This is a genomic window from Streptomyces sp. 35G-GA-8 (genome assembly GCF_023534745.1).
Taxonomy (GTDB): Bacteria; Actinomycetota; Actinomycetes; order Streptomycetales; family Streptomycetaceae; genus Streptomyces.
In genome coordinates this window covers 1-14,271 of the sequence record NZ_JAMHJQ010000028.1, presented here as the reverse complement: position 1 = coordinate 14,271, position 14,271 = coordinate 1, and the positions used below count along the sequence as shown (strand labels likewise).

Annotated in this window: 10 protein-coding genes; 2 read left to right on the top strand and 8 right to left on the bottom strand. The window is 70.8% G+C overall.

Features of this window, described 5'->3' with window-relative positions; translation table 11 throughout:
- Positions 1-11 precede the first annotated feature (11 nt).
- The 6 genes from M1203_RS36910 to mshD all read right to left on the bottom strand — a co-directional run bounded on the left by M1203_RS36910 (position 12) and on the right by mshD (position 6,977).
- Complete coding sequence (locus tag M1203_RS36910) at positions 12-1,085, bottom strand: CHAD domain-containing protein (RefSeq protein ID WP_374404790.1); 1,074 nt, start codon at positions 1,083-1,085, stop codon at positions 12-14.
- Positions 1,072-3,300, bottom strand: coding sequence for an RNA degradosome polyphosphate kinase (locus tag M1203_RS36905; RefSeq protein WP_249954237.1), 2,229 nt, complete (start codon positions 3,298-3,300; stop codon positions 1,072-1,074). Before M1203_RS36905 ends, M1203_RS36910 begins: the two co-directional genes overlap by 14 nt.
- A 289-nt stretch (positions 3,301-3,589) precedes the next feature.
- Positions 3,590-4,552: an ABC transporter permease gene (locus M1203_RS36900; protein ID WP_249954236.1), complete on the bottom strand. Its 963-nt coding sequence runs from the start codon at positions 4,550-4,552 to the stop codon at positions 3,590-3,592.
- Positions 4,549-5,514, bottom strand: a complete 966-nt coding sequence (locus M1203_RS36895; protein WP_249954235.1) for an ABC transporter ATP-binding protein — start codon at positions 5,512-5,514, stop codon at positions 4,549-4,551. Before M1203_RS36895 ends, M1203_RS36900 begins: the two co-directional genes overlap by 4 nt.
- Positions 5,511-5,927, bottom strand: a complete 417-nt coding sequence (locus M1203_RS36890; protein WP_249954234.1) for a GntR family transcriptional regulator — start codon at positions 5,925-5,927, stop codon at positions 5,511-5,513. Before M1203_RS36890 ends, M1203_RS36895 begins: the two co-directional genes overlap by 4 nt.
- 129 nt (positions 5,928-6,056) lie before the next feature.
- A complete protein-coding gene (gene mshD / locus M1203_RS36885; protein ID WP_249954233.1) occupies positions 6,057-6,977 on the bottom strand; it encodes a mycothiol synthase in 921 nt (306 codons plus the stop codon).
- Positions 6,978-7,200: 223 nt separating this feature from the next.
- Here mshD and M1203_RS36880 point away from each other — a divergent pair, with 223 nt between their 5' ends.
- Positions 7,201-9,033, top strand: coding sequence for a bifunctional UDP-sugar hydrolase/5'-nucleotidase (locus M1203_RS36880; protein ID WP_249954232.1), 1,833 nt, complete (start codon positions 7,201-7,203; stop codon positions 9,031-9,033).
- 1,858 nt (positions 9,034-10,891) lie between these two features.
- Here the strand turns inward: M1203_RS36880 and M1203_RS36870 are convergent.
- The gene (locus M1203_RS36870) at positions 10,892-11,659 is read right to left on the bottom strand and encodes a hypothetical protein (protein WP_249954231.1); all 768 of its coding nucleotides are present in this window, start codon (positions 11,657-11,659) and stop codon (positions 10,892-10,894) included.
- Positions 11,660-11,803: 144 nt separating this feature from the next.
- Between M1203_RS36870 and M1203_RS36865 the strand changes: the two genes are divergently transcribed.
- Complete coding sequence (locus M1203_RS36865; RefSeq protein WP_249954230.1) at positions 11,804-12,703, top strand: phosphatidylinositol-specific phospholipase C; 900 nt, start codon at positions 11,804-11,806, stop codon at positions 12,701-12,703.
- 54 nt (positions 12,704-12,757) lie between these two features.
- Here the strand turns inward: M1203_RS36865 and M1203_RS36860 are convergent, their stop codons facing one another.
- Complete coding sequence (locus M1203_RS36860) at positions 12,758-14,191, bottom strand: HAMP domain-containing sensor histidine kinase (protein WP_249954229.1); 1,434 nt, start codon at positions 14,189-14,191, stop codon at positions 12,758-12,760.
- Positions 14,192-14,271: the final 80 nt, after the last annotated feature.

Sequence of the window (14,271 nt, the reverse complement as noted above, 5' to 3'; positions counted from 1 at the left end):
CGGCGTCGCCGTCACCGTGCCACCGCCGCCTTCTGCCACACCTGCTGGAACGCGAAGCGCGCCGCCTCCACCTCATGGCGCTGGTCCGCGTGCAGCACGCCCAGGGCGTACGCCGTCGTCGGCGCGATCCGCGGAGTACGCGCCGCGTTCGCCGCCGCCGCTGCCGCCTCGGCCGCGTCGCGGTGCCGGTCCAGCGCCTGGCCCGCGCCCAGCAGCACCGGGTCGGGTGTGCCGCCGGGGCACCACACCTCCTGGGCGTACCGGTGCAGCCGCAGCAACTGCCGTACCTGGTGCCAGGGGGCGTCCTGCGCCTCGCCCTCCGACGCGGTCGCGAGGCCGTGGACCAGCGCCTCCGCGTTGTACGGATGCGCAGCCCGCGCCAGCGGCAGGGCCGCGACGGCGTCCAGCAGCTGCCGCTCGGTGGCCTCGCAGGGACCGGCGAGCACCTCGATGGCCGGGGCACCGGCGAGCGACGACAGCGGTACTTCCGAGGCCAGTACGGCCACCGCGTCCGCCACCGCGTGGAAGCGGGACGAACCGAGCGCCTGGAGCGCCGCCGAGTGCGCGCGCGTCCTGGCCAGGGTCAGCTGGCGCTCCAGCAGCGCGCCCGCGCGGGATGCGCCGACGGTGAGCGTCCCGGGCGGCGGCCCGCCGGCCTCGGCCCCCGCCCGCGCGCCGGGTACGGAACCCAGCGAGGCGGCCGGGGCGCCCACGGCCACGGGCGCCGCGCCCGAGAGCCTGGCCAGCGCCCCCACCAGCCGGTGCAGCCGGGCCGTACAGGCGTACTCCTGGGCCAGGGTGCCGGACAGCCAGCCCAGTTCCGTACGGAGCTGGTCGGCCCAGCCGGGGTCGAGCAGCGGCCGGAACGTATGCAGACCGCCCCCGATCCTGCGCGCCGCACCTCTCAGTGCCAGGGCGGCCGACTCGGCCGCCGTCGTGTCCGCGCCGCTCTCCCCGTACAGCCGCAGGCCGCGCAGGAAGTCACTGGCGTGGGAATGCAGATAGCCGGCCAGGACCTCGCCCGCGGTCAGCCCGCCGGGGCCGGACGCGGTAAGCCGGTCGGTGTCCACTTCATGGTGCTGCACGCCGGCGCCTCCGGGCGTCTATGAGCATTTCCTGAACGTTCCGCAGCGGCTGGCCCTCCGCATCCGTGGAATGCCGGGTCCAGTTGCCGTCCGCGCCGAGATGCCAGGAGGACGTGGTGTCCGACATCCCGGTCTCCACCAGCCGGTTCAGCGCCGCGCGATGGGCCGGATCGGTGATCCGGACGAGAGCCTCGATACGGCGGTCGAGATTGCGGTGCATCATGTCGGCGCTGCCGATCCAGACCTCCGGCTCCCCGCTGTTGCCGAAGGCGAAGATCCGGGAGTGTTCCAGGAAGCGGCCGAGGATCGAGCGGACCCGGATGTTCTCGGAGAGGCCGGCGACACCGGGACGTACGGCACAGATCCCGCGGACCCAGATGTCCACCGGCACCCCGGCCTGGGAGGCCCGGTAGCAGGCGTCGATGACCGCCTCGTCGACCATCGAGTTGACCTTGATACGGACCGAGGCGGGGCGACCGGCGCGGTGGTGCGCGATCTCCTTGTTGATCCGGGAGATCAGCCCGTCGCGCAGGGACTTCGGGGCGACCAGCAGCCGCCGGTAGGTCTCCCGGCGGGAGTAGCCGGACAGCCGGTTGAACAGGTCGGACAGATCCGCGCCGACGCGCGGGTCCGCGGTGAGCAGGCCGAGGTCCTCGTACAGCCGCGCCGTCTTCGGGTGGTAGTTGCCGGTGCCGACATGGCTGTAGCGGCGCAGGGACTCGCCCTCCTGCCGCACCACCAGCGAGAGCTTGCAGTGCGTCTTCAGCCCGACCAGGCCGTAGACCACATGGCAGCCGGCCTCCTCCAGCTTGCGCGCCCACTTGATGTTGGCCTGCTCGTCGAAGCGGGCCTTGATCTCGACGAGGACGAGGACCTGCTTGCCGGACTCGGCCGCGTCTATCAGCGCGTCCACGATCGGGGAGTCACCGGACGTCCGGTACAGCGTCTGCTTGATGGCCAGGACGTCGGGGTCGGCCGCGGCCTGCTCCAGGAAGGCCTGGACGGAGGTCGAGAACGAGTCGTACGGGTGGTGCAGCAGCACATCGCGGTTGCGCAGGGCCGCGAAGATGTCGGGCGCGGAGGCGGACTCCACCTCGGCGAGCTGGCGGTTCGTCCCCGCTATGAACTTCGGGTACTTCAGCTCGGGCCGGTCGAGCGACGCGATCCCGAAGAGCGCGGTGAGATCCAGCGGCCCCGGCAGCGGATAGACCTCCGCGTCGGTCACCTTCAGCTCGCGCACCAGCCGGTCGAGGACCTCGGGCGCGATGTCCTCCTCGACCTCCAGCCGGACCGGCGGGCCGAAGCGGCGCCGCATGAGCTCCTTCTCCAGCGCCTTGAGGAGGTTCTCCGCGTCGTCCTCCTCCACCTCCAGGTCCTCGTTGCGCGTGACCCGGAACATGTGGTGCGCCAGCACCTCCATGCCGGGGAACAGCTCCTCCAGCTGGGCGGCGATCACGTCCTCCAGCGGCACGTACCGCGAGGGCGACGCCTCCAGGAAGCGGGAGAGCAGCGGGGGCACCTTGACCCGCGCGAAGTGACGGTGACCGCTCACCGGGTTGCGTACGGTCACGGCCAGGTTGAGGGAGAGGCCCGAGATGTACGGGAAGGGGTGCGCCGGGTCCACGGCGAGGGGCGTGAGGACCGGGAAGATCTGCTGGGTGAAGAGCGAGACGAGCCGCGCCTGCTCCTTCTCGGTCAGCTCGGGCCAGCGGATGATGTGTATGCCCTCGTCGGCCAGGGCCGGGGCGACATCCTGCTGGTAGCAGGCGGCGTGCCGGGCCATGAGCTCGCGCGAGCGGGTCCAGATCAGATCGAGCACCTCGCGCGGCTGGAGGCCGGAGGCGGAGCGGGTGGCGACGCCGGTCGCGATGCGCCGCTTCAGGCCGGCCACCCTGACCATGAAGAACTCGTCCAGATTGGACGCGAAGATGGCGAGGAAGTTAGCCCGTTCGAGGAGGGGCGTGGTGGGGTCCTCCGCCAGCTCAAGGACTCGCTCGTTGAACGCGAGCCAGCTGCGCTCGCGGTCGAGGAACCTGCCCTGGGGCAGATCCGTGCCTTCCGGGCCGCTCTCCTCCTCGTAGTCGTCCAGATCCGCGTCGAGATCCGGTTCGAGGTCGGAGCTGGTGGCGGCCACGGTGTGGGGCCGGTGGCCGGCTATGAAGCCGACGGACGGCTGGGGGTGCTGGACCGGTACCTCGGCGGGCTGCTGGCTCATGTCCCTATTGTTCCGCGCCGAGGGCACGACGGGCGCGTCGGAGAGGGCAGGGGCGAGGTGGATCCTGCCGTTGGTCCTGCCGTTCGGCGTGGGGGGCACAGCGGGCTGCATTCAGTGAGGGTCGCAAGAGCGTCTGAATGGCCGGTAACGGCGACATGACGTGAAGGGAAGCGGGACGGGGCTCCCCGGGGCCGTGTGCTGCCTCTGGGGAGCCCCACCGTAGCCATGTGTGAGACGGCGGCTCCGGGTGGGGGCCGGAAACGGGGGCCGGTGCGTCCGGCCCCCGGCGTCAGGCGTGGCTGCGGCGCAGCACCCGGAAGGCCGCGAAGACGGCCGCCGCGGCCAGGACAAGGACGATCCCGGTCTCCATGAGCTGGAGGGGCCAGAGGTGGGAGGCGGGATGGTGATCGACGAAATAGGCGGCCCCCTCGGGGAGCTTGTCGCACAGGGACGCCATCCGGTCCACGCAGTCCACCCGGTCCAGCCGCTCACCGGAGGCGAGCACGACGCCGTGCCGGAGGGTCCAGCCCAGGCCGGGGACGTGCCAGCTGCCCCCCGTGACGGTTTCCACGGGCCACAGATACGGGCGCACCCACGTGATCATGGCGAGCATGGCCCCTCCCACGGCGAGCGCGGTGACGGACATCGCGAGGACCGTGCGGCGCACCAGCAGCCCGGCGAGCGCGCCGAGCGCGATGCCGAGCAGGCCGTACGCGACGGGCAGCGGGCCGATCCCGGCGAAGCCGAGCCTGTCGTACCACTCCACGGTGTACACGCCCTTGGGCCCCTGGAACCTGGACCAGCGGTAGAGGATCACCAGTGCCGTGGCGCCGACGACCGTCCACACCACCGGAACCGCGAGCTTCGTCATGAGCCAGCGGGCCGGGGAGACGGACTGGGTCCAGGCGAGCTTGTACGTCCCGGACTCCAGCTCCCTGCCGATCAACGGCCCCGCCACGAAGGCCCCGACGACGCCCGGGAGTGCGAACAGCACGGCGCCCGTGTTGTTGAGCCACTGATGGAACGCGTACTGGGCGTCGAGGAAGCCCCGGACGGTGTTGTCGCAGTTCGCCCTGGGGAACTCCACGGAACAGCCCGTACCGGCGAAGTCGCTCACCGCGCTTGTCGCGGAGTACCGCTGGTAGAGCAGGATCGCGGCGGTCAGTACGAGGAGCGCGGTCCCCGCCCACAGCACGCGGCGGTGCTGGCGTACGGCGACCCAGACCGGGCCGCGCAGGGTCGGAGTGCTCATGCCGCCACCGCCGTACGGTCGTGATCGCCGTTTCCGTCGCCGTTTCCGTCGCCCTGCGGCGGTCCGGCGCTCGGGGTGAGCAGGACGGGTGCGTCCGGGGAGCGCAGATGTGCCAACAACAGTTCCTCCAGAGAGGGTTCGGCCGTCTGCCAGGTGCTGTCCAGCGGTCCTTCCGGCCGGATCAGCGCGGTCTGTCCGCGCCCCGTCGTACGGGACTCGACGACGGTGTGCGGCGCCAGGTCGCCCAGATCCCGTGCCGCTCCGGTCACCAGACGGTGCGCGCCGAGGATGTCCTCCACCTCGCCCCCGAGCCGGACCCGGCCGCCGTCCACGAGCAGCAGATAGTCGCAGGCGTCGGCCAGTTCCGTGAGGATGTGCGAGGAGATCACGACGGTGGTGCCGTGTTCCTCCGCGTCGGCCATCAGGGCGCCCATCAGCTGATGGCGCGTCAGCGGGTCGAGATCCGCCATCGGTTCGTCCAGCAGCAGCAGTTCTGGCCGCTTGCCGAGCGCGAGGGCGAGCGCGACGCGGGTGCGCTGGCCGCCGGAGAGCGAACGGACCCGCTGCCCGTGATCGAGCGCGCTGCTCGGGCCGGTGCCCTCGATGATCCGCTCGGCCGCCGCCATGTCCCAGCGCTCCGGGTTCAGCTCGCGGCCCATGCGCAGCGTCTCACCCACCGTCAACTGAGGGTACAGCGGCTTGTCCTGAGCGACATACGCGAGGCGCTCGCGGGCGTCGGCGGGGGCCGTGCCCAGGACGCGTACGGCCCCCTCGGTGGGAGCGAGCAGCCCGGCCGCGTGGGCGAGCAGCGTCGATTTGCCGGCGCCGTTGGGGCCGACGAGGGCGCAGACGCGCCCGGCGGGTATCCGGAAGGAGCAGCCGCGCAGCGCCCAGCGCTCGCGCCGTCCTACTCCCGCGAAGCGTTTGCCGAGGCCGGTCGCCTCGATCGCCGCGACGGTCATGTCTCGTCCCCCTTGGTGCGTTCGGTGCGTGTGCTGTGTCCTTCGAACCGCTCTTCGACCACGGAGGTGAAGAGCGCGGTCACGTCGTCCTTGTCCAGCCCTTCGGCGCGGGCCCGGTCCGTCCAGGCGGCCAGCTCCGCCCGCAGCGGGCCCTCGGCGGAGCCCCGGCCGAGGGTGCCCCGTACGAATGTGCCGAGCCCGCGCCGCCCTTCTGCCAGTCCTTCGCGCTCCAGCTCGCGGTACGCCTTGAGCACGGTGTTGGGGTTGATGGCGGTGGCCGCCACCACCTCACGCGCGGTGGGCAGCTTGTCCCCGGGCTCCAGCAGGCCCAGGCGCAGGGCCTGTTTCGTCTGCTGGACGATCTGGAGGTAGGTGGCCACCCCGCTGCGCCGGTCGATGCGGTATTCGATCACCCGCAACCACCCTTTCACTAGGGAAGTAGTGAAAGGGTGCCGTAAGGGAGGGGCGGCGTCAAGGACGCCGCCCCTCGACTCCCCTTGTCCGTGGGGTCAGGACTCCGTGGGGGGCAGGACTCCCTGAGGTCAGGACTCCGTGCGGTACATCAGGTCCACCTCGTGCGTGCTGAAGCCGAGCCGCTCGTACACCGTCAGCGCCGCCGTGTTGTCGGCGTCCACGTAGAGCATCGCCGTCGGCAGCCCCTGCGCCGCCAGATGGCGCAGCCCGATCGCGGTGAGCGCCTTGCCGAGGCCGCCGCCCTGCGCGTCCGGCCTGATGCCGAGGACGTACACCTCGCCGAGCTGCTCCTCGGCGTGCACCTTGGTCCAGTGGAAACCGATCAGCTCGCCCTCGCGCTCGGCCAGGAAGAAGCCCTTCGGGTCGAACCACGGCTCGGCGATACGGTCGTCCAGATCCCGCTGGACGAGCGCGCCCTGCTCGGGGTGGTGGGCGAAGGCGGCGGCGTTGACCGCGAGCCACGCCGCGTCGTCCTGGCCGGGGACGAACGTACGGACGGTGACCCCGGCGGGCAGCACCGGCTCGGGGATCGCGGGCGGGACCAGTGGCCGCCGCAGCTGGCGCAGTTCACGGAAGAGGGTCAGCCCGAGCACCTGGGCCAGATGCCGGGCGGCCGACCTGCCGCCGTGCGCCCAGACCCGTAGCCGCTTCCCGGACGCGCCCAGCAGCGCGGCGCCCAGCGCCCGGCCGTGGCCGCGGCCCCGGAGCCCGGGGCGAACGACCAGCTCGGCGGCCGGGGCCTCGATGGGGTCGGTGTCCTCCAGCTGTCCATAGCCGACGAGTGCGCCGTCGACGGTGAGCAGGAAGTGCCGTACGCCCTCGCGGTGTCCGCCGCGCAACTGGAGCCGGCCCTGCTCGGAGACGGCCTGCACTCCGTCCGAGTCGGCGGCCTCCGCCAGCAGGGCGAGTACGTCTTCGGCCTGCTCGGGGGTGAGCGCGTCGAGGGTCTGGATCTGCCGGCCGGGCTCGCGGGCTACTGCGTCAGTCATGGGTCGAGGGTACGGCCGGGGCACGGCGGGACGGGGTATGGCCCCCCGGCCGGGACGTGGTATGGCCCCGGCTCCGACAGCTGCCGCACGCGTAAAGGCAACCAGCTCGTAACCCGGCACCCCCTGTCGTGCTACGCGCGTTGACTCTAGGCTGCCGCTCGCAGTCTTCGTGAAACTTCCGACTTTCTTCACCACCCTCACGCTGAATTCACCAAGGGGATCAATGTCAGCGACACCTCACAAGAACCGCGCGGCACGGCGGGTGCTCGCCGCTGCCGCAGGTCTGGCCACCGTCGGCGCCCTGTTCGCCGCGATGCCGGCCACCGCGACCGAGCCCGGTCGTGGCTCGGATCACGGCAGCAGCCATGGTCACGGCAACCAGAAGCCGAAGACCGTTGACGTACAGCTGCTGTCCTTCAACGACCTGCACGGCAACCTGGAGGCGCCCGCGGGCTCCGCCGGGACCGTCACCGAGAAGCAGGCCGACGGTACGACCAAGGCGATTCCCGCCGGTGGTGTCGAGTACCTCGCGACCTCGCTGCGCAACGCCCGCAAGGGCAACGCGTACTCCATCACCGCGGCCGGCGGCGACATGGTGGGCGCGAGCCCGCTGCTGTCCGGCCTCTTCCACGACGAGCCCACCATCGAGGCGCTCAACAAGATCGACCTCGATGTGACGACCGTCGGCAACCACGAGTTCGACGAGGGCGCCGTCGAGCTGGCCCGTCTCCAGAACGGTGGCTGCCACCCGACGGAGGGCTGCTACGAGAAGGGGAAGAAGTTCAAGGGCGCCGACTTCCCTTACCTCGCCGCCAATGTGACGTCGGAGAAGACCGGCAAGCCGGTCCTCAAGCCGTACACGATCTGGAAGAAGAACGGCGTCAAGGTCGGCTTCATCGGAGTGACCCTGGAGGGCACGCCGAACATCGTGACCGCCGAGGGCGTCAAGGGACTCAAGTTCCACGACGAGATCGAGACGGTCAACAAGTACGCCAAGGAGCTGGAGCGCCAGGGCGTCAAGTCGATCGTCGCGCTGATCCACGAGGGCGGGGCGCCCGCGTCCACCTCGTACAACTACGACTGCGACAGCCCCGGCGCCGGTGACGGCATCTCCGGGCCGATCGTCGACATCGCCAAGGGCATCTCGCCGAGCGTCGACGCGCTGGTGACGGGCCACACGCACCAGGCGTACGCGTGCACGATCCCGGACCCGGCCGGCAACCCCCGGCTGGTCACGTCCGCCTCCTCGTTCGGCAAGCTCTACACGGACACCACGCTCACCTACGACCTCCGCACGAACGACATCGTGCGGACGAGCGTGAAGTCGGCGAACCACGTCGTCACGCGTGAGCAGCCCAAGGCCAAGGACATGACCGACCTGATCGCGCGCTGGAACAAGCTGGCCGCGCCGATCGCCAACGCCCCGCAGGGCTTCATCTCCGCGGACATCAACGGCCGCGGTGCGACGACCCCGGAGTCGCCGCTCGGCGACGTGATCGCGGACGCGCAGCTCGCGGGCATGGCGCCGGCGGACAAGGGCGGCGCGCAGATCGCCTTCATGAACCCGGGCGGGATCAGGGCGGACCTGGTCTACAAGGCGTCGGGCAGCGAGGGCGACGGCGTCGTGACGTACGGCGAGGCCTTCACGGTGCAGCCGTTCACCAACATGATGAACGCGGTGGACCTCACCGGCGCCCAGGTGATCACGGCGCTCCAGCAGCAGGTCAGCGGCGCGAACGAGGCGTCCCCGAAGATCCTTCAGGTCTCGAAGGGCTTCACCTACACCCTGGACATGACGAAGACGGGCGCGGCCCGGGTCGTCACGGACTCGGTGAAGCTGAACGGCGAGGCGATCGACCCGGCGAAGACGTACCGCGTCGCGATGAACGAGTTCCTCGGCGGCGGCGGCGACGGCTTCGCGGTCCTGGGCCAGGGCAAGAACAAGCTGGTCGGCCCGGCGGACCTGGACCTCTTCAACGCCTACCTGGCGGCGAACTCCTCGGCGCAGGCGCCGCTGGCCCCGCCGGCGGCGGACAGGATCACGATCCTGAAGTAGCTGTAGCGGCAGTCGCGTAATACCGAGGGGCGGTGAGCCAGCGGCTCACCGCCCTTTGGCGTGCCTGGGTGCGCATGCGCCGATAGATGCTGGATCGCGACCTGTCGGACTGCTGCATCGCTTCCACCGCGCCCGCAACGTCACCGAACTCGTATCGAACCTGGCTGGTGTGGCAATTCAGGGCCGCCGGATCACAGGAACCGAAAGTTCTTCGCTGGGATTCGGCTTTGCCCATGGCGGGCGCGTTAGGTGAGGAATGCATCGAGTGGGTTGGGTGCGTCACCCTGGTGGCCTTCCTCGTCCGAGCATCACACACACGAGTGAACCAGGGCTGAAATGCCGATCAGTGATGGCTCGCACGGGCCATAGTCCACCCCCTAACCAATAGGGGAGCGGCTATGGCCTGGATTTGCCCGGACTGCCAGAACCACGAGGCGGTCGCCTATGTGGTCAATGAGGATGGATTGAATCCGTTCCCTTGCCTGTACTGCAACGCCTCCACACTGGACAGTATGGGTCGCGGAGTTCGATGGGCCACAGCGGACTGCGAGAAGCCCGATTGCCCCGGACAAGTCCGGGACCTGTACCACTACTCACCCCAAGCCGGACTGACCGAGGTGACACGGATTCCGTGCCACCGATGCGGCTCCGGCAGTCGGGAAGCGGAAGGGTTCGTCAATGGGCCGGCTTCGAGAAAACATTTCCTTCCCGACCTCAGGGTGTAACGGATCCCGTGCTGATATCTGGGAGACGGATGACGACGGCAATGGAATCGCCCGGACGGGAAGCGACTCTTGCAATGTCTGTGGCCGCTGATTGGGCAGGTTGGGTGGGGGTTCGGGCGGAGGGGTAGTCGGGGTGGGCCGGGGGGTTTGGGCTCGGGTGGGGGCCGCCCCTTGGGTTTGAGTTTCGCGGTTCCGGGTCGGGCGTCAAGGGCGCTCCTTCGTCGCGTCGGCAAGCCGATGGGCTGCGCCCACCCTTGACACCCGCCCCTCCACNGTCAAGGGCGCTCCTTCGTCGCGTCGGCAAGCCGATGGGCTGCGCCCACCCTTGACACCCGCCCCTCCACCGCAAGTGCTGCTTTGAGGGGGGCGGCCCGGGGGGAGGGGTCCCCGGGGGGCCTGTCTATTGGACCGGTCCGGTTCCCGGCTTGCGGGTGGGTGGGCCCTGCGGGGCGCGCGGCAGTGGAATGGGGCGGCCCGGCACCGGCTCAGCGGGCTGGTGTGGGTGGGTGGTTGGGACTCATGCCCCGCTGTGCGGGCTCGTTGTCGGGTGACATCTGTCGACGGAGGCGGACGGACCATGACCCACCCCCTATGTCCCAGTTTGGCGGGCCGTTCCGAGGTCTCCCGGCCGGTGATGCGTCCTGAGTTCGGTTAAGTCGTCCCCACGACACATCACCTCCTCTGACCGGCCCAATCAGCGCCTCCCCAGTCACACCCACCCCACCACCCACACACCCTCACCAGCGGGGCATGAATCCCCGCCGCCCACGGGGATCAGTCGCTTAGCCGGGGCCGGGCCGCCCCACTCCACTCCCGCGCAGCCCCGCAGGGTCCACCGGCCCGAGGCCGGGAACCGGCCCCTGGCACAAGGGAGCCCCCCGGGGACCCCTCCCCCGGGCCGCCCCCCTCAAAGCTGCACTTGCGGTGGAGGGTTGGGGGTCAAGGGTGGAGCGAAGCGGAATCGGCTTGCCGACGCGACGAAGGAGCGCCCTTGACGCCCGACCCGGAACCGCGAAACTGAAACTTAGGGGCGGCCCCCACCCGCATCCACACCCCCCGGCCGACCCCGACTACCCCTCGGCACGAACCCGCACCCGACAACCCACCCTCCCCTCCCCTCCCCTCCCCCCCCCTCAGCTCCAGTCGAACGTCAGCAGCGCCAGGCGCTCCACAGGCTCGAAGAACAGCAGGATCCAGTCGGCGCCGCTGCGCCGGTAGTGCCAGCCCGGCACCGCCGCCACGAACGCGAACGGGTTTCCGGCCGGGCTCACCGGCCATGCGCGGTCCTCGTCGAACTCCAGCCGGAACAGGTCGGGATCGGCCCAGTTGCCCTGGTCCGCATAGCCGCCGAGCTGGTCGAGCAGCGCCACCCCGTCGGTCGCCCCGTACACCGGAGCGCCGTCGTCGTCGCGCATGAACAGCCGACCGTCGCGCCGGAACGCGTCCCGGTGTGTCCGGTAGCTGCGCTCCTGGCTCTCGCAGTGCTCGTCCAGTGCGGCGCGGAACCCCGGCCAGGGCTCCGGCACTTCCTCGGGGGTGGTCGCCCGCGCGAAGTACCGTACGTCGCCGAGCAACCGGTACCGGTCGTCCTCCAGCGCGAACCCGAGCCAGTTGGGCGTCTGTAACGCGGAGTGGAAGTTCCGGGTGTGGTCGCCGAGATAGCCCTCCGCCGGTTCCAGCGGGCTCACCAGATGGATCCACCCGTGCCAGGCCGGGTCGACCTGCGCCAGATCGATCGAGATCAGGGGGTGTACATGCCGGGCCAGATCGACCTGTTCGGCGACGAACACGTCCTTGGGCTCGGGGTAGACCCGCAGGCCCGTCCCGGGCGTGATGACATCCTCCCGCATCCGGCGGGCTCCTCCTCCGCCCGCCTCGGTGAGTGCCTCTTCCTCGGACATTGACGCCCCTCCCCGCGACCGCCGATCAAACGATGATCAACCTTAGCCGTCCCTCATGCGCTGTTCCTTGCGTGTCGTGTACCGGTCATAATCCGAGGGCTGACCCCCCACTTCTGACGGAGGCACCCCCTTATGAGCCCGCGTATGAGCCCGCATATCGGTACACAGATCGGCACGCGCCGGGGCTTCTTGGCCGGCGCGTTCGCTGTTTCCGCCGCAGCCCTGATCGGCGCCGCTCCGGCCGTGGCCGCGCCGCCGCGCGCGCTCGCCACGTACGACTGGATGGGCGGCTTCGCCGACTCCACCCCCGTACAGCGGCTGACCATACCCGGCACACACAACTCCGGCGCGCGCTCCGGCGGCCTCTGGGTGGCCTGCCAGGACACCACCATCGCCCAGCAGTTGAACAGCGGCGTCCGGTTCCTCGATGTCCGCTGCCGGGCGTTCGAGAACGCGTTCACGATCCACCACGCCGCCTTCTACCAGAACCTGAACTTCGACGACGTCCTGAACGCCTGCCGGGACTTCCTCCGGGCCAACCCCTCCGAGACCGTCCTGATGCGCGTCAAGCAGGAGTACTCCGGGGAGAGCGACGCGGAGTTCCGGCGGATCTTCGACACCTATCTCGACGGCAAGGGCTGGCGCTCCCTCTTCCGGCTCGACGGCAACCTCCCGACGCTCGGCGAGGCGCGCGGACGGGTCGTCCTGCTCGCCGACAACGGGGGACTGCCCGGGGTGCGGTACGGGGACTCCGGCCTCTTCGACATCCAGGACGACTACCAGGCGGAGCCCGGCGCCAAGTACCCCAAGATCGAGGCGCACTTCCGCAAGGCGGCCCAGCAGCCCGGGAAGATGTTCATCAACTACGTCAGCACGGCGGCCCTGCTGCCGCCCCGCTGGAACTCCGACCGGCTGAACCCGCAGGTCCACACCTTCCTCGACGGAGCCGAGGCGAGCGGCTGGCGCGGGCTCGGGATCGTACCGCTGGACTTCCCCGCCACCAGGCCCGGACTGGTCGAGTCGCTCATCCGCCACAACGGCTGACGGAGAGCAGCAGAGAAAGAGCGCGGAACCGCACGAGGCCCCGGAACCGGCCGCTCAGATCCCCGAGCCGGTTCCGGGGGCCTCCGGCGGCGGTGTCGGCGCCCCCGGAATCAGGATCGCCGCCACCGTCCCGCCCCCCGCCGCCTGGCGCAGCACGATCTCGCCGCCCGTCTGCTGGACCGTACGCGCCACGATCGACAGCCCCAGACCGGAGCCCGGCAGCGCGCGGGCCGACGGCGAGCGCCAGAACCGTTCGAAGACATGCGGCAGCTCGTCGGCCGGGATTCCCGGGCCGTGGTCCCGTACGGTCAGCTCGCCGTTCGCGCTCAGCGACACCTCCACCGAGCCGCCGGACGGGCTGAACTTCACCGCGTTGTCGAGAACGTTGACCAGCGCCCGTTCGAGGGCGGCCGGTTCGGCCCGTACGTACCAGGGGCTGAGTTCCGCGCTGATGGTCAGATCGGGCCCGCGCAGCCGTGCCCGCTCCAGCGCGCTCTCCACGACGTTGTGCAACGCGACGACCTGGAGCGGCCCAGGATCCGCGGCGTCCGGGCGCGACAGCTCCTGGAGATCACCGATGAGCGCGGCCAGCTCGGTCATCTGCGCCTTGACGGACGCCATGAGCGCCTTGCGGTCGTCGGGCGGGATCGCCCGGCCCGTCTCCTCGCTGCGGGCGAGCAGCTCGATATTCGTACGCAGCGAGGTGAGCGGGGTCCGCAGCTCGTGCCCGGCGTCCGCGATCAGCTGCGACTGCCGGTCCCGGGAGGACGCGAGGGCGGCGGTCATGGAGTTGAAGGAGCGGGACAGCCGGGCGATCTCGTCCTCGCCCTCGACGGGGATACGGATGGCGAGATCCTCGGTCCGCGCCACATGCTCGACGGCCCGGGTCAGCCCGTCGACGGGCCGCAGCCCCGACCTGGCGACCCAGAGCCCGGCCGCGCCGGCGCCGATCACGCCGACACCGGCGACGGCGGTGAGCAGCAGGGCGAGCCGGTTCAGGGAGGCGTCGATCTCGGCGAGGGGACGCGACACGGTCACGGCGCCCTGGGCGCCGGGGCGGGGGGAGATGGCCTTGGTGAAGACGCGGACCTCGGCACCGCTGTCGGTGACGCCGTTGTGGAGCGACTCGCGCAGGGTGCCGTTGGCGACCGCCACATCCTGCGACTGGACCTTCACAGGCTCGGAGTACGAGGCCACACAGCGGGTGCCGTCGCTCAGGACGACCTGGACGTAGGCGAACCCGGTCCCGTTCCCGGGGCTGGTCGGGGCGCCGCAGTTGTTGATCGCGTCCTGCACCGCGGGCCCTCCGGCGCTGGTGTTCCTGAGCGAGTTGTCCAGCTCGCTCTCCAACTGCGTGCGCGTCAGCAGCCAGCAGGCCACCGCCGCGATCGCGACCGCCACGGCGACCGCGGTGGCGACCAGCAGCGCGAGGCGGGAGCGGAGAGGCAGCGTACGGAGCCGGTGGAGCGGGTCCGTCGGACGGGTCACGCCGGCCCGCCCGTCCCGGCCCCCGCGCCCGCCGCGCCGCCGGCACCCGCCGTGCCGCCGGCACCCGCCCCGCCGCCCGC

What these genes read in the sequence shown, in the direction of transcription:
- M1203_RS36905 (WP_249954237.1), bottom strand. Translation starts at nt 3,300, where the DNA reads ATGAGCCAGCAGCCCGCCGAGGTACCGGTCCAGCACCCCCAGCCGTCC.
- M1203_RS36900 (WP_249954236.1), bottom strand. Translation starts at nt 4,552, where the DNA reads ATGAGCACTCCGACCCTGCGCGGCCCGGTCTGGGTCGCCGTACGCCAG.
- M1203_RS36895 (WP_249954235.1), bottom strand. Translation starts at nt 5,514, where the DNA reads ATGACCGTCGCGGCGATCGAGGCGACCGGCCTCGGCAAACGCTTCGCG.
- mshD (WP_249954233.1), bottom strand. Translation starts at nt 6,977, where the DNA reads ATGACTGACGCAGTAGCCCGCGAGCCCGGCCGGCAGATCCAGACCCTC.
- M1203_RS36880 (WP_249954232.1), top strand. Translation starts at nt 7,201, where the DNA reads ATGTCAGCGACACCTCACAAGAACCGCGCGGCACGGCGGGTGCTCGCC.
- M1203_RS36870 (WP_249954231.1), bottom strand. Translation starts at nt 11,659, where the DNA reads ATGTCCGAGGAAGAGGCACTCACCGAGGCGGGCGGAGGAGGAGCCCGC.
- M1203_RS36865 (WP_249954230.1), top strand. Translation starts at nt 11,804, where the DNA reads ATGAGCCCGCATATCGGTACACAGATCGGCACGCGCCGGGGCTTCTTG.